At 69.3% G+C, this 23909-nt stretch carries 12 protein-coding genes and 2 pseudogenes; 12 read left to right on the top strand and 2 right to left on the bottom strand.

Features of this window, described 5'->3' with window-relative positions; translation table 11 throughout:
- The first annotated feature begins 141 nt into the window (after positions 1-141).
- The 4 genes and pseudogenes from acnA to AV521_RS39055 form a co-directional block, all read left to right on the top strand.
- Complete coding sequence (gene acnA / locus AV521_RS39065) at positions 142-2859, top strand: aconitate hydratase AcnA (protein ID WP_076095807.1); 2718 nt, start codon at positions 142-144, stop codon at positions 2857-2859.
- A 166-nt stretch (positions 2860-3025) separates the two neighbouring features.
- The gene (locus AV521_RS49735) at positions 3026-3754 is read left to right on the top strand and encodes a hypothetical protein (protein ID WP_076095732.1); all 729 of its coding nucleotides are present in this window, start codon (positions 3026-3028) and stop codon (positions 3752-3754) included.
- Positions 3751-3954, top strand: a pseudogene (locus AV521_RS53020) (histidine kinase dimerization/phospho-acceptor domain-containing protein); the annotation flags it as partial. The gene AV521_RS49735 and the pseudogene AV521_RS53020, both read left to right, overlap by 4 nt.
- Before the next feature lie 27 nt (positions 3955-3981).
- Positions 3982-4761: pseudogene (locus AV521_RS39055) on the top strand (sensor histidine kinase); the annotation flags it as partial.
- Positions 4762-4784: 23 nt separating this feature from the next.
- Here AV521_RS39055 and AV521_RS39050 read toward each other — a convergent pair.
- Positions 4785-7478 (bottom strand): SpoIIE family protein phosphatase, encoded by a 2694-nt coding sequence (locus AV521_RS39050; RefSeq protein WP_079249623.1) that lies wholly within the window; start codon positions 7476-7478, stop codon positions 4785-4787.
- A 390-nt stretch (positions 7479-7868) separates the two neighbouring features.
- Here AV521_RS39050 and AV521_RS39045 point away from each other — a divergent pair, with 390 nt between their 5' ends.
- Complete coding sequence (locus AV521_RS39045) at positions 7869-11135, top strand: GH92 family glycosyl hydrolase (RefSeq protein WP_076095729.1); 3267 nt, start codon at positions 7869-7871, stop codon at positions 11133-11135.
- Between the two features lie 75 nt (positions 11136-11210).
- On the opposite strand, the gene AV521_RS39040 is transcribed toward AV521_RS39045, so the two are convergent.
- Positions 11211-15014: a GH92 family glycosyl hydrolase gene (locus AV521_RS39040; protein WP_179023723.1), complete on the bottom strand. Its 3804-nt coding sequence runs from the start codon at positions 15012-15014 to the stop codon at positions 11211-11213.
- Positions 15015-15552: 538 nt separating this feature from the next.
- Here AV521_RS39040 and ngcE point away from each other — a divergent pair.
- The 7 genes from ngcE to AV521_RS39005 all read left to right on the top strand — a co-directional run bounded on the left by ngcE (position 15553) and on the right by AV521_RS39005 (position 23841).
- Entirely contained in the window at positions 15553-16998 is a 1446-nt protein-coding gene (gene ngcE, locus AV521_RS39035) for an N-acetylglucosamine/diacetylchitobiose ABC transporter substrate-binding protein (RefSeq protein ID WP_076095725.1), read from the top strand.
- A 30-nt stretch (positions 16999-17028) separates the two neighbouring features.
- Entirely contained in the window at positions 17029-17955 is a 927-nt protein-coding gene (locus AV521_RS39030; RefSeq protein WP_076095724.1) for a carbohydrate ABC transporter permease, read from the top strand.
- A 4-nt stretch (positions 17956-17959) separates the two neighbouring features.
- Entirely contained in the window at positions 17960-18883 is a 924-nt protein-coding gene (locus AV521_RS39025; RefSeq protein WP_076095722.1) for a carbohydrate ABC transporter permease, read from the top strand.
- A 226-nt stretch (positions 18884-19109) separates the two neighbouring features.
- Positions 19110-20309, top strand: a complete 1200-nt coding sequence (locus AV521_RS39020; RefSeq protein WP_076095720.1) for an ROK family transcriptional regulator — start codon at positions 19110-19112, stop codon at positions 20307-20309.
- 133 nt (positions 20310-20442) lie between these two features.
- Entirely contained in the window at positions 20443-21546 is a 1104-nt protein-coding gene (locus AV521_RS39015) for a sugar ABC transporter substrate-binding protein (RefSeq protein ID WP_076095718.1), read from the top strand.
- Between the two features lie 187 nt (positions 21547-21733).
- Entirely contained in the window at positions 21734-22534 is an 801-nt protein-coding gene (locus tag AV521_RS39010; protein WP_076095715.1) for an ATP-binding cassette domain-containing protein, read from the top strand.
- Positions 22531-23841, top strand: a complete 1311-nt coding sequence (locus AV521_RS39005) for a sugar ABC transporter permease (RefSeq protein ID WP_076095713.1) — start codon at positions 22531-22533, stop codon at positions 23839-23841. The genes AV521_RS39010 and AV521_RS39005 overlap by 4 nt, the downstream gene beginning before the upstream one ends.
- The last annotated feature ends 68 nt before the right edge of the window (positions 23842-23909 follow it).

Below are 23909 nucleotides of genomic sequence, written 5' to 3'. Positions count from 1 at the left end.
CGACATCGAGATATCTGCCGGGCGCACCGCAGCCGTCACCCACTAAGGGTTACCTAACTTAGCCTTACCTTAGCGGATTGGCCAGACCGGCGTGGCGGCAGGATTGACGGTGGTACGCGCACATCAATGAAGGAGACTGTCGTGTCGGCGAACAGCTTCGACGCCCGCAGCACGCTGCAGGTGGGCGACGAGTCGTACGAGATCTTCCGGCTGGACAAGGTGGAGGGCTCGGCCCGCCTGCCGTACAGCCTCAAGGTCCTGCTGGAGAATCTGCTCCGCACGGAGGACGGCGCGAACATCACCGCCGACCACATCCGCGCCCTCGGCGACTGGGACTCCCAGGCCCAGCCCAGCCAGGAGATCCAGTTCACGCCGGCCCGCGTGATCATGCAGGACTTCACCGGCGTGCCCTGTGTCGTGGACCTCGCCACGATGCGTGAGGCCGTGAAGGAGCTCGGCGGCGACCCCGCCAAGATCAACCCGCTGGCGCCGGCCGAACTGGTCATCGACCACTCCGTCATCGCCGACAAGTTCGGCACGAACGACGCCTTCAAGCAGAACGTCGAGCTGGAGTACGGCCGCAACAAGGAGCGCTACCAGTTCCTGCGCTGGGGCCAGACCGCCTTCGACGAGTTCAAGGTCGTCCCGCCGGGCACCGGCATCGTCCACCAGGTGAACATCGAGCACCTCGCCCGTGTCGTCATGGTCCGCGACGGCAAGGCCTACCCGGACACCCTGGTCGGCACCGACTCGCACACCACCATGGTCAACGGCCTCGGCGTCCTCGGCTGGGGCGTCGGCGGCATCGAGGCCGAGGCCGCCATGCTCGGCCAGCCGGTCTCCATGCTCATCCCGCGCGTCGTCGGCTTCAAGCTCACCGGTGAGCTGCAGCCGGGTACGACGGCCACGGACCTCGTGCTGACCATCACCGAGATGCTGCGCAAGCACGGCGTCGTCGGCAAGTTCGTCGAGTTCTACGGCGAGGGTGTGGCGGCCACGAGCCTCGCCAACCGCGCCACCATCGGCAACATGTCGCCGGAGTTCGGCTCCACCGCCGCGATCTTCCCGATCGACGACGAGACCCTGAACTACCTGCGCCTGACCGGCCGTTCGGACCAGCAGGTCGCGCTCGTCGAGGCCTACGCCAAGCAGCAGGGCCTCTGGCTGGACCCGAAGGCCGAGCCCGACTTCTCCGAGAAGCTCGAGCTGGACCTCTCCACGGTCGTCCCGTCCATCGCCGGCCCGAAGCGCCCGCAGGACCGCATCGTCCTCGCGAACGCCGCCGCGCAGTTCAAGCTGGACGTCCGCAACTACGTGGAGGAGGCCGACGAGGCGGGCAAGGAGTCCTTCCCGGCCTCCGACGCCCCGGCCGTCCACCCCAACGGCTTCCCGTCCAACCCGGTTCCGGTCACCGCCCCCGACGGCACGACCTACGAGCTGGACCACGGTGCGGTGACCGTCGCGGCCATCACCTCCTGCACCAACACGTCCAACCCGTACGTCATGATCGGCGCCGCCCTGGTCGCCAAGAAGGCGGTCGAGAAGGGCCTGACCCGCAAGCCGTGGGTCAAGTCCACCCTCGCCCCGGGTTCGAAGGTCGTCACCGACTACTTCGAGAAGTCCGGCCTCACCCCGTACCTGGACAAGCTGGGCTTCAACCTCGTCGGCTACGGCTGCACCACCTGCATCGGCAACTCCGGCCCGCTGCCGGAGGAGGTCTCCAAGGCCGTCAACGACCACGACCTCGCGGTCACCTCGGTCCTGTCCGGCAACCGCAACTTCGAGGGCCGGATCAACCCCGACGTCAAGATGAACTACCTGGCGTCCCCGCCGCTGGTCGTCGCGTACGCCATCGCGGGCTCCATGAAGGTGGACATCACCCGTGACGCCCTGGGCACCGACCAGGACGGCAACCCGGTCTACCTGAAGGACATCTGGCCGACCGAGGCCGAGGTCAACGACGTCGTCGCCAACGCCATCGGCGAGGACATGTTCGAGAAGTCCTACGCCGACGTCTTCGCCGGCGACGCCCAGTGGCAGTCGCTCCCGGTCCCGACCGGCAACACCTTCGAGTGGGACGCCGAGTCCACCTACGTCCGCAAGCCCCCGTACTTCGAGGGCATGGGCATGGAGCCGGCCCCGGTCACCGACATCGCCGGCGCCCGAGTCCTCGCCAAGCTGGGCGACTCGGTCACCACCGACCACATCTCCCCGGCCGGCGCCATCAAGGCCGACACCCCGGCCGGCAAGTACCTCACCGAGCACGGTGTGGAGCGTCGTGACTTCAACTCCTACGGCTCCCGCCGAGGCAACCACGAGGTCATGATCCGCGGTACGTTCGCCAACATCCGCCTGCGCAACCAGATCGCGCCGGGCACCGAGGGCGGCTACACCCGCGACTTCACGCAGGAGGGCGGCCCGGTCGCCTTCATCTACGACGCCTCGCAGAACTACCAGGCCGCCGGCACCCCGCTGGTCGTCCTGGCCGGCAAGGAGTACGGCTCCGGCTCGTCCCGCGACTGGGCCGCCAAGGGCACCGCGCTCCTCGGCGTGAAGGCCGTCATCGCCGAGTCGTACGAGCGCATCCACCGCTCGAACCTCATCGGTATGGGCGTCCTGCCGCTGCAGTTCCCGGAGGGTGCCTCGGCCGAGTCCCTCGGCCTGACCGGTGAGGAGACCTTCTCCTTCGCCGGTGTGACCGAGCTGAACGACGGCACCACGCCGCGCACGGTCAAGGTCACCACCGACACGGGCGTCGAGTTCGACGCGGTCGTCCGCATCGACACCCCCGGTGAGGCCGACTACTACCGCAACGGCGGCATCATGCAGTACGTGCTGCGGAACCTGATCCGCAAGTAAGGCGGTACGGCACAGCAGTCGAGGGCCGCATCCCCGGTGCCGGGGGTGCGGCCCTGTGCCGTACCCGACGAGGTCATCGCCCCGGCTCAGGTGGAACACAGCCTTCCCCCAGCGGACCGGTACAGCATTGCTGCATGTCGGCAAGAGCGAGGAGAGGAGCCCCGAGATGACTCGCCGCCTCCTGTCCCGCACCCGCCGTCCACCCCGCCCCCTCCGCACCAGCCTGCCGCTCCTGCTCACCGCGATCCTCGTCTGCGTGTGCGGCGGGCTCGGGCTCACCACCGTCCTCGCCCAACACGCCTATCTGACAGCCGAGTTGGACGGCCGGGTGAGTGACGCCGCCGAGTACGGGGTGACCGGTGCCGCGCGCCGCCCCGAACGCCCCGCCGACCTCACCTTCCTCGGTACCGGCGGCCATCCCTGCGGACTCCTCGCCGCCCGGTTCGACACCGGCGGCGAGGTCCTGACCGCCGCGGTCGTCCGCCCCGACGACCGGCCCCGCGCGCTCACCGCGGCCCAGCGCTCCGCCCTCACCGGAGTCCCCGACGAGGCGCGGCCCACACCCGTACCGTCCCCGGCCTCGGCACCTACCGTGTCACCGCCCTCGACGCGAGCGGCATCCGCGTCCTGGCCGGCCTGCCCCCGGACGACCTACGGCACACCCTCGGCGGACTCGTCCGGATCGAGGCCGCGGCCGGCGGCGTCGCACTCGCTCTCGCGGGCGGCGGCTGCGCTCTCGCCGTACGGCGGCACCTGCGCCCGTTCCGCCGGGTCGCCGCCACCGCCGCCCGGATCGCCCGGGCGCCGCTCGAACCGGACCGGCCCGCCGTCCTCGCCCGCGTCCCCGCACCCGACGCCGACCCCGGCCAGGTCGGTGCCGCCCTCAACCGGATGATCGACCAGGTCGAGGCCTCGTCCGCCGAACGCCGGCGCAGCGAGGAACGGATGCGCCGCTTCATCGCCGACGCCGGCCACGAGCTGCGCACCCCGCTCGCCTCCATCGCCGGCTACGCCGAGCTGATGAACCGCGGCCTCGGGCCGGGCACCGCCGATCCCGCCTGGCGCCGGATCGGCGCGGAGTCGGCCCGGATGACCGGCCTGGTCGAGGCCTCGTCCGCCGAACGCCGGCGCAGCGAGGAACGGATGCGCCGCTTCATCGCCGACGCCGGCCACGAACTGCGCACCCCGCTCGCCTCCATCGCCGGCTACGCCGAGCTGATGAACCGCGGCCTCGGGCCGGGCACCGCCGATCCCGCCTGGCGCCGGATCGGCGCGGAGTCGGCCCGGATGACCGGCCTGGTCGAGAACCTGCTGCTGCTCGCCCGCCTCACCGAGGGCCGGTCCCCGCAGTCGGCCGAGGTGGACCTCGCGGTGGTGGTCGCGGAGGCGGTACGGGACGCCCGCACGGCCGGTGCGGATCATGTGTGGCGGGTCGAACTCCCCCTGGAGTTCCCCCTCCTGGTCACGGGCGACGGCCCACGCCTGCGGCAGGCGGTGGCCGCCCTGCTGGCCAACGCCCGTGTGCACACCCCGCCCGGTACGACGGTCAGCGTCGCCGTCGAGACCTCCGCCGGCCACCACACCCTCCGGGTCCGCGACGACGGTCCCGGCATTCCACGCGACCTCCTCCCCGCGGTCTTCGATCCCTTCACCCGCGCCGACGCCTCCCGCACCCGCACGGGCCTCAGCGAGGGCGGCTCGGGCCTGGGGCTGGCCGTGGCGGCGGCGATCACCCACGCCCACGGCGGTACCGTCCATGTGGACAGCGTCCCCGGCCGGACGGAGTTCACGGCGGAGTTCCCCGCGTCCGACCCTTCGTTCCCGCCGTCCGGACGGCCGGCGCCGGCCCGCCCACCCGCCACCGGACGCCAGGCCTCCCGCCCGCTCGGCAGCTCCGCCTGACCCGCGGTACGCGTCGGTCCGCCTCACTCCGCGAGCAGCGCGTCCAGGTCCGGCACCGTCAGCTCGGCCCAGATCACCTTGCCCTGCGGGGTGTACCGGGTGCCCCAGCGCTCGGCCAGTTGCGAGACCAGGAACAGGCCCCGTCCACCCTCGTCGGTCGTCGCCGCGTACCGCAGATGCGGCGAGGTGCTGCTGCCGTCGGCGACCTCGCAGATCAGTGTGCGGTCATGGATCAGCCGCACATGGATCGGGTCGGAGCCGTAGCGGATGGCATTGGTGATCAGCTCGCTCAGCACGAGTTCCATGCCGAAGCCCAGCTCGGACAGGCCCCATTGCGCCAGCTTGTCGGACACGGCGGCGCGCATCCCCGACACGGCGGCCGGGTCGCGCGGCACGTCCCAGTCGGCGACCCGCTCGGCCGGCAGCGCCCGGGTGCGCGCGATGAGCAGGGCGACGTCGTCCCTGGGGCGCTCGGGCAGCAGCTCCTCCAGCACCGCCTGGCAGCTCTCCTCCGGCGGCCGGTCGGGGTGCCCCGCCAGCGACCGGCGCAGCAGCTCCATCCCCACGTCCAGATCGCGCGAGCGGTCCTCGACCAGGCCGTCGGTGTACAACGCGAGCTGGCTGCCCTCCGCCAGCTCGAACTCGGCCGCCTGGAACGGCATACCGCCGAGGCCCAGCGGCGGCCCGGCCGGCAGATCGGGGAAGACGACACTGCCGTCCGGCGCGACCAGCGCGGGCGTCAGATGCCCGGCCCGCGCCATCACACAACGCCGCGTCACCGGGTCATAGATCGCGTACACGCAGGTCGCACCCACGATCTCGCCGTTCGTCTCCGCGCAGGCCTCGTCCTGGTCGATGCGGCCGACCAGGTCGTCCAGATGGCTGAGCAGCTCGTCGGGCGGCAGGTCGAGGGTGGAGAAGTTGTGCACCGCGGTCCGCAGCCGGCCCATCGTCGCGGCGGCGTGCAGACCGTGCCCGACGACATCGCCGACGGCCAGTGCCACCCGGCTCCCCGGCAGCGGGATCACGTCGAACCAGTCGCCGCTCACACCCGACTGGGCGGGGAGATAGCGGTAGGCCACGTCGAGGGCGCTCTGCGCGGGCAGTGCCCGCGGCAGCAGACTGCGCTGGAGGGTCACGGCCAGCGCGTGCTCGCGGGTGTACCGGCGCGCGTTGTCGATGCTGACCGCGGCGCGCGCCACCAGCTCCTCCGCCAGCGACAGTTCCTCCTCGTCGAAGGGCTCCCGTTTGGAACGCCAGAAGTTGGCCATGCCCAGCACGACGCCGCGGGCCTGGATGGGGGCGGAGATGAGCGAGTGGATGCCGTAGTCCAGTATCTGCCGGGCGCGCTGCGGATCCTGCTCGCGCCAGCCGCCCGCGGTCGCCAGATCGGTCACCAGCTCGGTGCGGCCGGCGCTGTAGCCGCGGGCCTGCGGGGTGGAGGGCAGGAAGTCGATCAGCCGGCCCTTCTCGTAGAGCGGGTGATCGTCCCGGATGCCGCTCACCGCGACGCGACGCATGTCCGTCGCCGTGGGAGCCGGTTCCTCGCCGTGCAGCACGGCGTCGGCCAGGTCCACGGTGACGAAGTCGGCGAAGCGGGGTACGGCCACCCGCGCCAGCTCGTCGGCCGTCCGCATCACGTCGAGGCTGCTGCCGATGCCCAGGCCCGCGTCGTACAGCAGCTCCAGCCGCTCCCGGGTCACCTCCGCCCGGCCGGTGACGGCCTGCAGTTCGGTGCAGTCCCGGAGTGTCACCACGGTCGCGTACAGGCCGCTCGCCCGGTCCGTGGGCCGCTGGTTGACCGCCAGCAGCCGGCCCCCGGCGAAGTGCACCTCGTCGGAGGCGTCGCGCCCGGAGGCGAGCAGCTCCACCGTCGCGGGATCGAGGCCCCCCAGCTCCCGCACGGTGCGCCCCTCGGTATCGGGGGGCAGCTCCAGCAGGCGTCTGGCCTCGTCGTTCACCAGCAGCAGCCGCCCGTCCTCCCCGACGATGAGCACGCCCTCACGCACCGAGTGCAGCACCGTGTCGTGGTGCTCGTACATACGGGTCATCTCGTCCGGTGCCAGGCTGTGCGTCTGCCGTCGCAGTCGCCGGCCCACCAGCGCCGTACCGCCGGTCGACACCACCAGCGCTCCGGCCCCGGCGGCCAGGATGATCGGCAGCTGACGGTCCACCTCGCTGGTCACGTTGATGACCTTGAGCCCGGCGGAGACGAGGGCCGTGACCTTGCCGTGGGTGTCGTAGATGGGAACGGTCGCCTGTTCCTCGTGGCCGAGCGGGCCGTGGACCGTCTCGGTGTAGACCTTCCCGGCCAGGGACGGTCCGATCTCGCCCACGAACCGGTGTCCGATCTTGCTCGGCATGGGATGGGTGTAGCGGATGCCCTTGGTGTTCATGACCACGATGAAGTCGACACCCGCGGACCTGCGTGCCGCCTCGGTGAGGGGCTGGAGCACCTTGGACGGGTCGGGGGTGCTCAGCGCCTGCAGTACGCCGGGAGAGTGCGCGAAGGTCTGCGCGACGGCGATGGACCGGCGCCGGGCCTCGCTGCTGGTGTCACGCTGCGACTGCAGGACGAGAGCGATGACGCCGCAGACCACGAGCAGTACCACGAGGGCCGCCTGCAGAAGGAAGACCTGCCCCCAGACGCTGCGCGGGCTCGTGCCGGCCTTGAAGCGCCAGAAGCTACGCCTGAATCGGGCGAATGCATCCGACATGCGGCATTTGTAGCACTGGTTGGTCTCGCTGCCTATGGCTGGTCCGGTAAGCGGACACATATTCACCGCCTCGCGCATCACACGAGGAAACTCTCGCCCCTCAGGTTGCGAGCCCGCAGGGCCTCTTTCCCAGTCTGCTCCGCCCGGTCCGCTCGGGCGCTCTGGTGACGAAGGACACAGTCCGGGACAACGTTGTCTTGGTCTGCGCATGCCTCTACCGCTGCAATCGACAACGATGTCAGGCCACTTGGGTAGCCCGACCGAATGATCCCGGCCGTGTGTCTGGCGGGGCGTACGCGGTCTTCCGTGGTACCGGTGACGCACGTTACCGTCCTGCGGCTTGTGCGACCTGTGGTGCGCGACCGGTCCGTCAGGAGGAAGGGCCGCGCCATGCGTTTCAGACCCTTGTCCCTGCTGCTGGCCGCCGCGCTCACGCTCGGCGGCGGCACCCCCGCCCTCGCAAAGACCGCCGCACCCCCCGGCCTCGTCAAGGACCCCACCCGGTACGTCGATCCGCTGATCGGCACCAGCAACGGCGGCGATGTCTTCCCGGGCGCCGTCGTGCCCTTCGGCATGCTGTCCTGGAGCCCCGAGAACACCCGGGGGGACGCCACCAGGACCGCCGCGCCCGGCGGCTACCAGTACGACGCCACCCGCATCCGGGGCTTCAGCCTCACCCACATGTCCGGCACCGGCTGCGCCGGCGGCAGCGGCGACGTCCCCTTCTTCCCGTACACCGGCGAGGTCACCTCGTCCCCGGCGAGCGACACGAAGGACGCCGTCTACGCCTCCGGTTTCAGCCACCGCGACGAGACCGCCGAGCCCGGCCACTACCGGGTGGGACTGGCCTCCGGGGTCACCGCCGACCTCACCGCCACCGCGCGCACCGGCTCGGCCCGCTTCACCTTCCCGCCCGGCAAGCCCGCCTCGCTGCTGGTGCGCACCTCCGGCTCCGAGGTGGGATCGGCGGATTCGGCCGTCACGATCGACCCGGACACCCGCACCGTCTCCGGCTCGGTCACCTCCGGCGACTTCTGCGGCTACCTCGACCCGGAAGGCCGGCGCGCCTACTACACCCTGTACTTCACCGCCCGCTTCGACCGGCCCTTCAAGACCGCCGGCACCTGGCAGGACGACAAGCTCAGCCCCGGGTCACTGGCGGCGACCGGCGGCACCGGAGGCTTCGCGCACGGCGGGCGGCCCGTCGCGGGCAAGGGCGCCGGCGGCTACGTCGCGTTCGCGCCCGGCACCGGTCCGGTCAACGTCAGGGTGGGCATCTCCTACGTCAGCAAGCAGGCCGCCGAGGCCAACCTCGCCGCCGAGAACCCGCCCGGCCGCTCCTTCGAGGCGGTCGAGGGCGCGGCCCGCCGGGCCTGGCGCGAGCGGCTCGGCGCCGTCCGTGTCGGCGGCGGCACGGACGCCGACCGCACCACCTTCTACACCGCGCTCTACCACGCGCTGCTGCACCCGAACGTCATCAGCGACGCCGACGGCAGGTACCGGGGCGCCGACGCAGGGGTGCACAGGGCCGACCGTCGCCAGCATGCCCAGTACGGCACCTTCTCCGGCTGGGACGTCTACCGTGACCAGCTGCAACTGCTCACCCTGCTCGATCCGCGCACCGGCTCCGACATCGCCCAGTCGCTGTACGAGCTGGCCCGGCAGAACGGCGGGACCTGGGACCGCTGGTTGCACGGCGCGAGCGGCACCCATGTCATGAACGGCGACCCCTCGCCGACCGCGCTGGCCGGCATCCGTGCCTTCGGCGGCACCGACTTCGACCTGCGCGGCGCGCTGGACTCGCTGGTGAAGGCGGCAACCGTCCCCACCGAGCAGGACCTCTCCCCGGCGGGCAAGCCGGTGCTGTCCGCCGGCCAGCGGCCCTCGCTCGACAAGTACCTCAGGCTGCACTACATGCCGAGCGTCTCCAATGCCTGGGGCGGCGCCGCCGAGACCCTGGAGATGTCCACCGCCGACTTCTCCCTGTCCCAACTCGCGGCGGCGGCAGGGGAGAGGGACACGGCGGCCACGTTCGCCCGCCGGGCCCAGTGGTGGCAGAACAGCTTCGACATCGCGGCCGACCGGAGCGGCGGCTACATCGCCGGCCGCAAGGCCGACGGCAGCTGGGTCACCGGCTTCACCCCGGACACGGGCAACGGCTTCGTCGAGGGTACGGCGGCCCAGTACACCTGGATGGTCCCGCACGACCCGGCGGGCCTGTTCGCCGCGCTGGGCGGCCGCGACAAGGCACTCGCCCGGCTGGACGACTTCTTCCACACGGCCGACGGCGGCTGGGCCCTCACCGGCCAGGGCGGCACCAAGTCCGAGCTGGACAACGAGCCGTCGATCAACGTCCCCTACCTCTACGACTACGCGGGCGCCCCGTACAAGACCCAGGAGACCGTGCGGGCCGCGATGCGGCAGCTGTGGTCGACCGCGCCCGGCGGCATCCCGGGCAACGACGACCTCGGCGCGATGTCCTCCTGGTACGTCTTCTCGGCCCTCGGCATGTACCCGCAGGTGCCGTCCCGTGCCGAACTGGTCCTTGCCTCCCCCCTGTTCGAGCGTGTGGAGATCAGCCGGCCACAGGGCAACGACATCTCCATCCGCGCGACCGGCGCGGCGCCCGACGCCCCGTACATCGAGTCCCTGAGCGTCAACGGCCGTACCAGCGACCGCCCTTGGCTGCCGGCGTCCTTCGTCCGTGACGGCGGCCGGCTCGACTACACCCTGTCCGCCGCCCCGGAGCGGGACTGGGGCGCGGACAGCCCGCCGCCGTCGTTCCGCGAGGGCGAGCAGCCCTACCAGATCGGTGTCGGCCCCACCGCCGCCACGCTCGCACCCGGTGACAGCACCAGGATCGGATTACGCGCGCTGTCCCTGAACGGCGGCACCGGCCCCGATGTGCGCTTCCGGGTGGACACCCCGCCCGGCGTCACGGCCACGCCCGCCGAGGGCACGGTCGGCGGCGGCGCCCAGGAGATCACCCTCACCGCAGCCAAGGACGCCGAGCAGGGCTTCTCCGACGTCAAGGTGGCGGTGACCTCGGGCGACACGTCGTACGAGCAGCCGATCGCGCTCACGGTGGCCGCCCCCGGCACCCTCCTCGCCGCCTGCGACACGACCGGTGTCTCCGACGACACGGGTGTCCACGACGAGGCCGACTACGACGGCGGCGGCAGGAGCTACTCCCGCCAGGCCCTCACCGCGGCCGGCCTGACCCCGGGCGGGCGGTCCACGATCGACGGCCTCGTCTTCACCTGGCCGAACTCACCCGACGGCCGCCCGGACAACGCCTCCGGAGCCGGCCAGACCATCGAACTGCCCGCGCCCACAAGAAAGTTGTCCTTCCTCGGCAGTGCGGTCAACGGCAACCAGCAGGCGGCGGCGACCGTCACCTACACCGACGGCACGACCGGTACCGTCGACCTCTCCTTCACCGACTGGACCGTCGGCGGCGGAGCCGGCACCGTCCAGTACGGCAACGAGGTCGTCGCCAGGACGCCGTACCGCAATGTCGCGGGCGCCGGCGAGGACCCGGTGCCCGCCTATGTCTTCGCCACCAAGCCGTTCACGGCCCCGGACGGCAGGACCATCGCGAGCGTCAGGCTCCCGAGGAACGGGGACCTGCACGTGTTCACCCTGGCCACCGGCTGAACCGCGGCACGGGAGAGCGGCCGTCCCTCGCGCGAGGGACGGCCGCTCTCCCGTGTCCGTCGGGCGTTGTGTCCGTCAGGCCAGCAGTTCCACCTCCGCCAGCGTCGACTCGCCGTCCAGGACCAGCCGGTACTTGGAGTACGTGCCCGGCGAGGCGATGGTGAACGCCCGGGTCTGGTGGTCCCAGGGGAAGGATTCGCCGGAGCGGTGGTCCAGGTTCTGCCAGGTGGTGCCGTCCGTGGAGCCCTGGAGGGTCCAGCCGGTCGGTGCCTTGGTGTGGTCGGCCGAGGAGGTCAGCGTGTACTGGGCGGGCTCGACGGCGTGGTCGACGGGCAGGTCGACCGAGGTGACCGTCGCGTCCGTCGCCGACGTGTTGTCGAACAGCGGCCCGTCGCCCTTCAGGACGTCCGAACGGGGCGCCGGCACCTTGTCGTCCTGGGTGATGGAGACCGGGGCCGCGCCCTTGCCCGTGCCCCATCTGGAGGGCTGGGCGCCCATGGCGAACTCCAGCACGCCGCCCCTGGCCAGCAGCGAGTGGGGGAGCGAAGTGGAGTTCCAGGGGCGGCCGTTGAACGTCACACCCTGGATGTAGACGTTCTTCGCGCTGTTCAGCGGCGCCTTGACGACCAGGTCACGCCCGTTCTCCAGGTGCACGGTGACCTTCTTGAACAGCGGGGAGCCGATGGAGTAGTCGCCGCTGCCCATGACCAGCGGGTAGAAGCCGAGCGCGGAGAAGAGGTACCAGCCCGACTGCTCGCCGTTGTCCTCGTCGCCGTGGTAACCCTGCCCGATCTCGCTGCCGGCGTAGAGCCGGGAGAGGATCTCGCGGACCGTCGCCTGTGTCTTCCAGGGCTCGCCGGCCGCGTCGTACATGTACGGGATGTGGTGCGCGGGCTGGTTGGACTGGCCGAGCATGCCCATGCGGACGTCACGCGCCTCGGTCATCTCGTGGATGACACCGCCGTAGGAGCCGACGAACTCCGGGGAGGCCGTCTCCGGGGTGGAGAAGAACGCGTCCAGCTTGTCCGCGAGCCCCTGCCGGCCGCCGTAGAGATTGGCCAGGCCCCGGCTGTCCTGGGGAACGGTGAAGGCGTCGCCCCAGCCGTTGGTCTCGGTGTAGTCGTATCCCCACACGCGCGGGTCGTACTTCGAGGAGTCGAGCCGCCAGTTTCCGTTCCCGTCGCGGCCCTGGAAGAAGCCCGCCTTGGAGTCGAACAGGTTCACATAGTCCCGGGCGCGGTTGAGGAAGTACTCGGACTCGTCCTTGTAGTGCTTCTCGCCCGTCTTCTTGTACAGAGCCGCACCCATCTGAGCGATGCCGTAGTCGTTGACGTAGCCCTCCATCGCCCAGGACAGGCCCTCGGTGGTGGCGGTGCTGGTGTAGCCGAGGAACGGTGAGGTGGTCATGCCCTTGCGGCCCACGCCCGACATCGGCGGGACGACGGTCGCGTTCTTCAGCGCCGCCTGGTACGCCGCCTTCGCGTCGAACCTCACGCCCTTGACGTAGGCGTCGGCGAACGCCACGTCCGAGGAGGTGCCGGTCATCAGGTCGGCGTAACCGGGTGAGGACCAGCGGGAGGTCCAGCCGCCGTCCTTGTACTGCTGCACGAACCCGTCGATCATCTCGCCCGCCTGAGAGGGCGTCAGGAACGAGTACGCCGGCCACGTGGTCCGGTAGGTGTCCCAGAAGCCGTTGTTGACGTACACCTTGCCGTCGACGATCTTCGCGCCGGTGTGCGTCGGCGTGTCCTGGCTCTGCATCGGGGAGAACGGGGAGGCGTACTGGTAGGTGTCCCCGACCTTCTCGAAGCCCGAGTTCGGGTACAGGTACAGCCGGTACATGCTGGAGTACAGCGTGGTCAGCTGGTCCGGGGTCGCGCCCTCCACCTCGACCTTGCCGAGCAGCTTGTCCCAGGCGTGCTGCGCCTGGGACTTCACCGTGTCGAAGGAGGTGCCGTCCGGGATTTCCTGGCGCAGGTTGTCCTTCGCCTGGTCGACGCTGATCAGCGAGGTCGCCAGGCGCAGTGTGACCGTGTGGTCCGAGCCCGCGTCGAACCGCAGATAGCCCTTGACCCCGCTGGATCCGCTGTCGGTCACCGGCTTGTCGAACTCGCCGTACACGAACAGCCGGGTCGCGCCGGTCGACAGGCCCGACTTCACGTCCGAGAAGCCGGTGACGGTCCCGTTCTCCTTGTCGAGGGTCAGCCCCGCCTGCTCGGTGATGTTGTCGAAGAGCACGCTCGCGTCGTCGCCGGGGTAGGTGAAGCGGAGCATCGCCGCATGGTCGGTCGGGGTCATCTCGGCCTTGAGTCCGTTCTCGAACCGGACCCCGTAGTAGTACGGCCGCGCGGTCTCGTTCTCGTGCCGGAACGGCAGCTGCCGTGCCTCGGGGCCGGTGTCCGGGGTGCCCGACGCGGCCGACGGCATCACCTGGAAGGTCTGCCGGTCACCCATCCACGGGCTCGGCTCATGGCTCGCGCTGAACGCCTGGATCGTCGGCAGGTTGTCGTCGTTGTTCGCCCGCGCGTACTCGTACAGCCAGCTCAGCGAGGACGCGTTGGTCACCGGCGTCCAGAAGTTGAAACCGTGCGGAAGGGCCGTCGCCGGGAAGTTGTTGCCGCGCGAGAAGCTGCCGCTGGAGTTGGTGCCGCGCGTGGTCAGCGCGTAGTCCGACAGATGCGCCTGCGGCTTCTCGGCGGGTACCGGCTTGAGCGCCACGTCGTCGATCCAGCCCCGGAACTTCGCCGGCCCGCCGGGGGAGTCGTACGCGACCAGGATCCGGGCGACCGTCTTGCCGGCCGCCACCGAGCCGATCCGCGAGACCACGTTGTTCCACTGGTTGACGTACAGCGACTTCGAGGCGCCCTGGCCGCGCGGCGACAACGGGAATCCGTGCTGGTCCAGCGCGCCCAGATCGCTCAGATAGGTGCCGTCGGTGAAGGCCAGGTCGAGGGAGACGTTCGTGGCGTCGTAGTCCCGGTCGCCGTCGGCCATCGACGGGAAGACGCGGTACGACAGCTGGGTGTCGGCGCCGACCTTCACGTTCACGTCGAAGACCTTGTTGTACGAGTACGCCCGGCCGCCCGCCGTGTGCCGTCCGGCGTAGCGCAGGGCCCTCGTTCCGGTGAAGCCGGCCCGTGCCTTGGCCGTCGGTGAGGCGGTCGGGCCCTTGTCGACCAGCGTCAGCATGTCCTGCGGCACCGGGCCGCCCCCGCCGCCGGTGGAGAACTGCACATCGGCGAGCTGCAGGATGCCGGCGGCGCCGTTGTTCTTCGTGATCTCCAGCCGGAAGTGCTGGTACTCGGCCGGCTCGGCCAGGTCGTAGGACTTGGTCTGGAAGCGCTGGTCGAAGCTTTCGCCCGAGCGGGTGTCGACCGTCTTCCAGTCCTTGCCGTCGGTGGAGCCGAGCAGCGTCCAGTCCCTCGGGTCGCGCTCGGCGTAGTCGTTGGCCGAGGTGAGCGCGTACGTCCGCAGCTTGATGGGCTGGTCGAGGTCGAACTCCACCCAGCCGGTGGGGGCGAAGGTCAGCCATTTGGTACCGGGCTCGCCGTCGACCAGGTTCTCCTTCACCTCGTCGGCGCCCGTGTTCTCGCCGCTCGCCCGGACATCCGTGACATGGTCGGTCACATTGCCAGGAATGCCGGTGCTGTAGCCGCCGTCGACCCCCGAGGCGCGCTTCTCGCCGTCCGGCCCGGTGTCGACGGTGTTCAGCCAGTCGGGGGCCGGATCGCCCGCCTCGAACGAAGATGCGAACTCCCGGTCGGCGGCCGGAGCCTTGGCGGGCAGGGCGACCGCCGCGCCCTGTGCGCCGGCGGCCATGACAAAGGCGGCCGTGAGGACGACCGCCGGACCCCATCTGTGCCGAGTTCTCCGCTGCATCTACGGATTCCCCTCCTGCGCCCTCTCCGGACAACGTTGTCAACTACGAGACGCAGGCACCAGTAGGTCGTCAAGTGGCCCGTGATGTCAAGGGTGTTGGGTGTGGCATTCAGGGACTTATGCCGCGAATGTTTGTGCCAGGCGACCCACAGGGGGCCCATATTTCCTGGAGGTCTCAACTCGGAAAAGACCCATGGCGAACCCTGCATTCGATCTTGCTCAGCCGACCGAAAGTGGACTATACCTGTCGGCACTTCCAGCACGACCCCTGCACGACCCAGCACTACCCGACCGCGGTGCCGGGGAGGATCCGGTTCACCGCTTAGGGGATGTCCTCCGGGCCAGGTCGGTGGGAAGTAACGGCGCATTGTGGCCGACAGGAGCGGGGGGTGGTGCGTGCAGCTGCAGGGCGGAGGAGGGCGTCGGCGCTGAGCGTCGGCAACCGACGACAACGCGGCAGGTGCGCGTGCCGGTCCCCGCGTCACCGGCATGATCCAGAAGATCACCCCCTAGTCCTGGAGAAGGCGAGGACTTGAGCATGGGATCCACCTCGAACCACGGTGCCGAAGGCGTCGGCCGTCGTGATCTGATCAAGCGGTCGGCCGCGCTCGGCCTGGTCGCGGCCCCGGGAATGGGCCTGCTGTCCGCCTGCGCGAGCAGCGGCGGGGGCGGCCAGACCAAGGACAAGGCGGGGAAGAAGACCGCCAAGAACCCGCTCGGGGTCAATGACACGGCCAAGATGGAATTCGTCCTCTTCGACGGCGGCTTCGGCCAGGAGTACGCCCAGGACGCGGTGAAGATCTACGAGAAGGACTTTCCCAAGGTCCAGGTGAAGTTCTCCGCCACCCAGAAGATCCAGTCCACCCTCCAGCCCCGCTTCAACCAGGGCAACCCGCCGGACCTCATCGACAACTCCGGCGCCGAACAGATGGACATGGGTGTCCTGGTCGGCAAGAACCAGCTGTCCGACCTCACCCCGCTGCTGGACGCGCCGTCGTACGACGACCCGAGCAAGAAGGTCCGCGACACCCTGCGCCCCGGCATCGTGGAGATGGGCCAGTTCGACGGCAAGCCGGTCTGGATCCTGTACTACGCCTACACGGTGTACGGCGTCTGGTACTCGCAGAAGGCCCTGGACTCGCTCGGCGTGGAGTACCCGAAGACCTGGGACGAGATGCTCCAGGTGTGCGAGAAGGCCAAGAAGAAGGGCATGGCGGGCTGGACGTACGCGGGCAAGTACCCGTACTACCTCCCCTTCTCGCTCTACCCGATGATCGGCAAGGTCGGCGGGCGCGAGGTGCTCGACGCCATCGACAACCTGGAGCCGAACGCCTGGAATCACCCGGCGGTCAAGGCCTGCTTCGAGGCGTACTACGAGCTGTTCAAGAAGGGCTACATCCTCAAGGGCACCCCGGGCCTCGACCACATCCAGTCGCAGACCGCCTGGGCCAAGGGCGAGGCGCTGTTCATCCCGAACGGCTCCTGGGTGGAGAACGAGTCGGCCAACGTCATCCCCAAGGACTTCAACCTTGCGGTGTCGGCGCCGTCCGGCATCGACAGCGGCGACAAGCTGCCCTTCGGCACCATCTGGGCCTCCGGCGGTGAGCCCTTCATCGTCCCGGCCAAGGCCGCGAACGCAGAGGGCGGCATGGAGCAGCTGCGCATCATGCTCTCCGAGGCGTCCTCCAAGAACTTCACCGCCAAGGTGAAGTCGCTGACCGCCTACAACGGCGGCACCACCGGCATCACCCTCACCCCGGGTCTGAAGTCCGGTGTGGCGGCGCTGAAGCTGGCCGGATCCAACGTGGTGAATCCGCGGCTGCAGGACTGGTACGTGCAGCTGCAGAAGGAGAAGATCGGGGTGGCCGGTCTCGGCGAGATGATGGCCGGCCGGCTCACCCCGGCCGAGGCCATCAAGAAGATCCAGGGATTCGCCGACGAGGCGGCCAAGGACTCCTCGATCAAGCACTACAAGCACCAGTAACCAGCACCCTCTCAACGCACCGGAGTGGCGATGCAGCACGGCAAGTACCGGTTCATCGTGGGGTTTCTGGTTCTGCCCCTGGGACTGTACGCGCTTTTCGTGGTGTGGCCGTTCATCCAGTCCATCTATTACTCGTTCACGGACTGGACCGGCCTGAGCCCCGAATTCAAGATGGTCGGCTTCGACAACTACACGAGGATGCTCCACGACGACATCTTCTGGAAGTCGTTGCAGCACAGTCTGCTGTTCGCCCTGGTGCTCCCGCTGGTGACGATCAGTCTGGCGCTGTTCTTCGCCTTCATGATCAATGTGGGCGGACGCCGGAGGAAGGGCGGCCCTGTGATCTCCGGGGTCCGGGGCTCGTCCTTCTACAAGATCGTGTACTTCTTCCCGCAGGTACTGTCCATCGCGATCGTCGCGCTGCTGTTCGCCTTCGCCTACAACCCGGACAGCGGCGCGATCAACTCCCTGCTGCGCGGGATCGGCCTCGACAACGTCCAGCCGCTGTGGCTGGGCGACCCGAGCCTCGCGCTGTGGTGTGTGATGGCTGTGCTGGTGTGGTCCACGACCGGCTTCTTCGTGGTCCTGTTCTCGGCGGGCATGGCCTCCATCCCGACGGAGCTGTACGAGTCGGCGCTGCTCGACGGCGCGGGCCGGGCCACCACCTTCTTCCGCATCACCCTGCCGCTGCTGTGGGACACCGTGCAGTCCGGCTGGGTCTACATGGGCATCCTCGCGCTCGGCGCCGAGTCCTTCGCGGTCGTACAGATCATGACGACCGGCCCCGGCGGCCCCGACTACTCGACCACGGTGATGGTCCTGTACGTGTACCAGAAGGCGTTCCGGGACGGTCAGGCCGCCTACGCCACCACCATCGGCGTCGCCCTGCTCGTCGTCACCCTCGCCTTCGCGGCGATCGTGATGCGGCTGGGCCGTCGCGAGCGGCTGGAGTTCTGAACCGATGAAGACGACCGAGACCCCCGCACCGCGGCCGGCCGAGTCCGGCGCCAGTGTCTCCAAGGCCGACGCGCCCGCCCCGAAGCCCGACCGGCAGAAGAAGGAGGGCGGTGTCCTCAACGTCTTCTCGCACGGCGTGCTGATCATCTGGGCGATCATGGTGGTCACGCCGCTGCTGTGGGCGGTGATGACGTCCTTCAAGTCGGACAGCTCGATCTTCGGCTCGCCCTGGTCGCTGCCGGACAAGCTGCACTTCGACAACTGGTCGCGGGCCTGGACCCAGGCCAACATGAGCGACTACTTCCTCAACACCGTCCTGGTGGTCGGCGGCTCGCTCATCGGCACCCTGGTGCTCGGCTCCATGGCGGCCTACGTCCTCGCCCGCTTCGACTTCCCGGGAAACCGCTTCATCTACTACCTGTTCGTCGGCGGCATGAGTTTCCCGATCATGCTCGCGTTGGTCCCGCTGTTCTATGTCGTGAACAACATGGGCATGCTGAACACGATCCATGGACTGATCCTGGTCTACATCGCGTACTCGCTGCCGTTCACGGTCTTCTTCCTCACGGCCTTCTTCCGCACCCTGCCCACCTCGGTGGCGGAGGCGGCCTTCGTGGACGGCGCTTCGCACACGCGTACGTTCTTCCAGATCATGCTCCCGATGGCCAAACCGGGCCTGATCAGCGTGGGCATCTTCAACTTCCTGGGGCAGTGGAACCAGTACATGCTGCCCACGGTCCTGAACACCGACCCCGACAAGAAGGTGCTCACCCAGGGCCTGGTCCAGCTCGCGGTCAGCCAGGGCTACAAGGGTGACTGGTCCGGTCTCTTCGCCGGTCTGGTGATGGCCATGCTGCCGGTGCTCGGGGCGTACATCGTCTTCCAGCGCCAGGTCGTCCAGGGCCTGACCGCGGGCGCGCTGAAGTAGGGCCGCGGGGGAGCTGGAACAGCACCGTGAGCCCGGCGGGGTGACGCCCCGCGTCCGTCCGTACGCATGCCGCTTCCGTCTCCGGGGCGGCATGCGCGCGTGTTTCCGGAGGCCTCGAAACGGTTCAACCTCTTGACGTAAGCAGCCCCGAACGGCTCAGCTTAGAGTTCACTAGTTGGACATACGCGGGGCCTCGCCGAAGCGGCCTCGCGCTCAGGAGGTCGTCGTGGAGACTCCAGGGTCGCAGTCGTCGCTGCACCGAGCCAACCTGGAGCGGGTCGTACGGGCCGTACGCTTGGCCGGGTCCCTCACACAGGCGGAGATCGCGCGGACGACCGGTCTGTCCGCCGCGACGGTCTCCAACATCGTGCGGGAACTGAAGGACGGCGGAACCGTCGAGGTCACGCCCACGTCGGCGGGCGGGCGGCGAGCCCGCAGCGTCAGCCTGAGCGGCGACGCCGGCATTGTGATCGGCGTCGACTTCGGGCACACCCACATGCGCGTCGCGATCGGCAACCTCGCCCATCAGGTGCTGGCCGAGGAGTCCGAGCCGCTGGACGTCGACGCCTCCGCCGCGCAGGGCTTCGACCGGGCGGAACAGCTGGTCAGCCGCCTGATCGCGGCCACCGGGGTGAATCCCTCCAAGGTGGCCGGGGTGGGCCTCGGCGTGCCGGGTCCGATCGACGTGGAGTCGGGCACGCTGGGGTCCACCGCGATCCTGCCGGGCTGGACCGGCGCCAAGCCCGCCGAAGAGCTGCGCGAGCGGCTCGGCGTGCCCGTGCACGTGGACAACGACGCCAACCTCGGCGCCCTCGGCGAGCTGGTCTGGGGCAGCGGAAAGGGCGTCCGGGACCTCGCATACATCAAGGTCGCGAGCGGTGTCGGCGCCGGTCTGGTGATCGACGGGAAGATCTACCGCGGCCCGGGCGGCACCGCCGGGGAAATCGGACATATTACACTCGATGAATCCGGCCCGGTCTGCCGTTGTGGAAACCGCGGCTGCCTGGAGACCTTCGCGGCCGCACGCTATGTGCTCCCGCTGCTCCAGCCCAGCCACGGCCCCGACCTCACCATGGAGGGCGTCGTACGGCTGGCCAGGGACGGTGACCCGGGCTGTCGTCGCGTGATCGCCGATGTCGGCCGCCATATCGGCTCTGGAGTGGCCAATCTCTGCAACCTGCTGAATCCGAGCCGGGTGGTCCTCGGCGGTGATCTCGCCGAGGCCGGTGAGCTGGTGCTCGGCCCGATCAGGGAGTCCGTCGGCCGCTACGCCATCCCCAGCGCGGCGCGCCAACTGTCCGTTCTCCCGGGGGCACTTGGGGGCCGTGCCGAGGTGCTCGGGGCGCTCGCCCTGGCCCTCAGCGAGATGGGCGATTCGACTCTTTTGGACGGATCGCTGTCTGTTGCGGCCCCTGCCTTCACTTAGAGAACGGATGGCACCGTTGCCATCTCGTTAAGGATTTACTTCTTGACGTCGCACGTGTGGCCGAGTTGACTTCCAGCCACCTCGGCCGCAACGACGCGGCCTCGTCAGGGAGGTTTGTGAAGTGAACGCACGTATGCGTCGTGCCGCCGTTGCCGTAGCCGCCGGTGCGATGGCGGTCTCGCTGGCCGCCTGTGGCAGTGCCAAGGAGTCGAAGGGCGGCAGCTCTTCCTCCTCGTCCTCCGCCAAGAAGGGCGACAACATCAAGGTCGGTCTTCTCCTTCCGGAGAACAAGACCGCGCGTTACGAGAAGTTCGACCGGCCGCTGATCGAGAAGAAGATCAAGGAGCTGACGAACAACAAGGCGACCATCTCGTACAACAACGCCCACCAGGACGCGAACCTGCAGGCCCAGCAGGTCGACACCATGATCACCAACAAGGTGGACGTCCTGATCGTGGACGCGGTGGACGCCAAGGCCATCCAGAACTCCGTGCAGAAGGCCGTGGACGCCGGCATCAAGGTCGTCGCCTACGACCGCCTGGCCGAGGGCCCGATCAGCGCCTACACCTCGTTCGACAACGAGAAGGTCGGCGAGACCCAGGGCCAGGCCCTGCTGACGGCGCTGGGCAGCAAGGCCAACAAGTCCTCCAAGATCGTCATGGTCAACGGCTCGGTCACCGACCCGAACGCCGCCCAGTTCAAGGCGGGCGCCCACAAGGTCCTCGGGGACAAGGTCACGATCGCCAAGGAGTACGACACCAAGGAGTGGTCGCCGGACAACGCCAACTCCGAGATGGAGGCGGCGATCTCCGCGGTCGGCAAGAACAACATCGCGGGTGTCTACTCCGCCAACGACGGCATGGCCGGCGGTATCATCACCGCCCTGAGCGCCGCGGGCATCAAGGTCCCGGTCACCGGCCAGGACGCCGAGCTGGCCGGTGTGCAGCGCATCGTCGCCGGTACGCAGTACATGAGCGTCTACAAGCCGTACGCCCCCGAGGCCGACGCCGCCGCCGAGATGGCCGTCGCGCTCGCCCAGGGCAAGGCGCTGGACTCCGTCGCCAAGGACAAGGTCTCCAGCAACTCCCAGAAGGACGTCTCCTCGGTCCTCGTCCCGGTCACCGCGCTGACCAAGGACAACATCAAGGACACCGTCATCAAGGACGGTATCTACACGGTCGCCGACATCTGCACCGCCGACTACAAGGCGGCCTGCGACAAGCTCGGCCTCAAGTAAGCGGCGTCAAGTCCCTTCCCGTACACGGGCGTTCGTCCTTGAATGCCCGTAGGGAAGCCCGACTGGCCGCCTCCGGCTCCTCCGGCGTCCCGCGATCACACAGCCCCGCAAGCTCGGCGCGGGGCGCCGGACGGAACTCCCCCAAATCTTTCTGCACAACCTCCCGCCGGGTCAGGCGGCGAAGGAGATGGTTCACGTGTCCGCTACGCCCGTGCTGGCGTTGCGCGGGGTCTCCAAGCGGTTCGGTGCCGTTCAGGCGCTCACCGACGTAGAGCTTGAGGTCCACGCCGGTGAGGTGGTCGCCCTGGTGGGCGACAACGGCGCCGGAAAGTCCACGCTGGTCAAGACGATCGCCGGCGTGCACCCGATCGACGAGGGTGTCATCGAGTGGGAAGGCAAGCCCGTCACCATCAGCCGTCCGCACGACGCCCAGGCCCTGGGCATCGCTACGGTCTACCAGGACCTCGCGCTGTGCGACAACATCGACGTCGTCGGCAATCTGTTCCTCGGCCGTGAGCTGAGGAAGTGGGGCGTCCTGGACGAGGTCGAGATGGAGCGCCGCTCCCGCGAGCTGCTGACCACGCTCTCGATCCGCATCCCCAGCGTCCGCATCCCGATCGCCTCGCTCTCCGGCGGTCAGCGCCAGACCGTGGCCATCGCCCGCTCCATGCTCGGCGAGCCCAAGCTGGTGATCCTCGACGAGCCCACCGCCGCCCTCGGCGTCGAGCAGACCGCCCAGGTCCTCGACCTGGTGGAGCGCCTGCGCGAGCGCGGCCACGCCGTCATCCTCATCAGCCACAACATGGCGGACGTGAAGGCGGTGGCCGACAAGGTCGCCGTCCTGCGCCTCGGCCGCAACAACGGCGTCTTCGAGGTCAAGGCGACCTCGCAGGAGGAGATCATCTCCGCCATCACCGGCGCCACCGACAACGCCGTGACCCGCCGTGCCGCGCGCACGTCCAGCGCGAACGGGGAGGCTTCCCAGTGAGCATCGACAAGACCTCCGCGAACCTCGACGAGACGCCGTCCCAGGACGACCCCGTCGTCGAGAACCCCGAGGCCGCGGCCGCCGCGGTCACCGCGGTCGACCCCCGCCTGCTGGTCCAGCAGGAGGGCCTGCTCGGCTACTGGCACGAGTTCAAGCGCAAGATGAAGGCCGGTGAGCTGGGCTCCCTCCCGGTCGTCCTGGGCCTCGCGATCATCTGCGTCATCTTCCAGGTGCTGAACTCCGAGTTCCTGTCCGCGCAGAACATCAACGACATCACGATCACGATGGTCGGCACGGGCATGATCTCGGTCGGCATCGTCTTCGTGCTGCTGCTCGGCGAGATCGACCTGTCGGTCGGCTCGGTCAGCGGCGCGGCCAGCGCCCTCGCCGGTGTCCTCGCGGTCAACCAGGGCTGGCCCGAGTGGACGGCCGTACTCGTCGCCATCGCCGCCGGCATCGCCATCGGCGCGCTGCACGGCTTCTTCTTCGCGGTGCTCGGCGCCCCCGCCTTCGCCGTCACGCTGGCCGGTCTGCTGTTCTGGCTGGGCTTCATGCTGAAGGTGCTGGGCGCGGACGGCACGATCAACCTCGACCCGAACGGCCTGGTCGGCAAGCTGACCACGTACTACTTCTCGGACGTGGCCGCCGCCTACGGGCTCGCCGTCGTCGTGGTCGCCGTGTTCTTCCTCACCTCCTTCCTGAGCAACCGGCGCCGGCAGGCCGCGGGCATCCCGTTCCGGCCGCTCAGCGACACGATCCTGCGGACCGTGCTGCTCGCGGTGATCTCCTTCGCCGCGGGCTACATGTACAACCAGTACAAGGGCCTGCCGCTGGCCACGGTGATCTTCCTCGCATTCCTGATCGCCACGGACTTCGTGCTGCGCCGTACCTCCTACGGCCGCAAGATCTTCGCGCTCGGCGGCAGCGTGGAGGCGTCCCGCCGTGCGGGTATCAACGTCACCGCGGTGCGGATCTCCGTGTTCGCGATCTCGGGTGGTTTCGCGGCGATCGGCGGTCTGTTCCTGGCGTCGAAGATCGCTTCGGCGAACCAGAGCGCCGGTACGGGTGACCTGCTGATGAACGCGATCGCCGCCGCGGTCATCGGTGGTACGTCGCTGTTCGGTGGTCGCGGTCGTACGTGGAACGCGCTGCTCGGTGTGCTGGTGATCGTCTCGATCCAGTACGGGCTGCAGCTGGAGTCCATTGCCGAGCCGGTCAAGTACATGATCACTGCGGCTGTGCTGTTGACCACGGTGGTGATCGACTCCATCACCCGTAAGACGCAGAAGACGGCCGGTCGCGCATAACGCGGTCTCGCCGTAGGGGCGCGGGTTGTCCTGCGCGTGCCGGTCCGTTGTGGCCGGTCGCGCAGTTC

It is taken from the genome of Streptomyces sp. IMTB 2501 (assembly GCF_001953885.1).
Lineage (GTDB): Bacteria > Actinomycetota > Actinomycetes > Streptomycetales > Streptomycetaceae > Streptomyces.
Note: the sequence above shows the minus strand (reverse complement) of the source record. Positions and strands in the feature narration are given on the sequence as shown.

What these genes read in the sequence shown, in the direction of transcription:
- AV521_RS49735 (WP_076095732.1), top strand. Translation starts at nt 3,026, where the DNA reads ATGACTCGCCGCCTCCTGTCCCGCACCCGCCGTCCACCCCGCCCCCTC.
- AV521_RS39050 (WP_079249623.1), bottom strand. Translation starts at nt 7,478, where the DNA reads ATGTCGGATGCATTCGCCCGATTCAGGCGTAGCTTCTGGCGCTTCAAG.
- AV521_RS39045 (WP_076095729.1), top strand. Translation starts at nt 7,869, where the DNA reads ATGCGTTTCAGACCCTTGTCCCTGCTGCTGGCCGCCGCGCTCACGCTC.
- AV521_RS39040 (WP_179023723.1), bottom strand. Translation starts at nt 15,014, where the DNA reads ATGCAGCGGAGAACTCGGCACAGATGGGGTCCGGCGGTCGTCCTCACG.
- ngcE (WP_076095725.1), top strand. Translation starts at nt 15,553, where the DNA reads ATGGGATCCACCTCGAACCACGGTGCCGAAGGCGTCGGCCGTCGTGAT.
- AV521_RS39030 (WP_076095724.1), top strand. Translation starts at nt 17,029, where the DNA reads ATGCAGCACGGCAAGTACCGGTTCATCGTGGGGTTTCTGGTTCTGCCC.
- AV521_RS39025 (WP_076095722.1), top strand. Translation starts at nt 17,960, where the DNA reads ATGAAGACGACCGAGACCCCCGCACCGCGGCCGGCCGAGTCCGGCGCC.
- AV521_RS39015 (WP_076095718.1), top strand. Translation starts at nt 20,443, where the DNA reads ATGCGTCGTGCCGCCGTTGCCGTAGCCGCCGGTGCGATGGCGGTCTCG.
- AV521_RS39010 (WP_076095715.1), top strand. Translation starts at nt 21,734, where the DNA reads ATGGTTCACGTGTCCGCTACGCCCGTGCTGGCGTTGCGCGGGGTCTCC.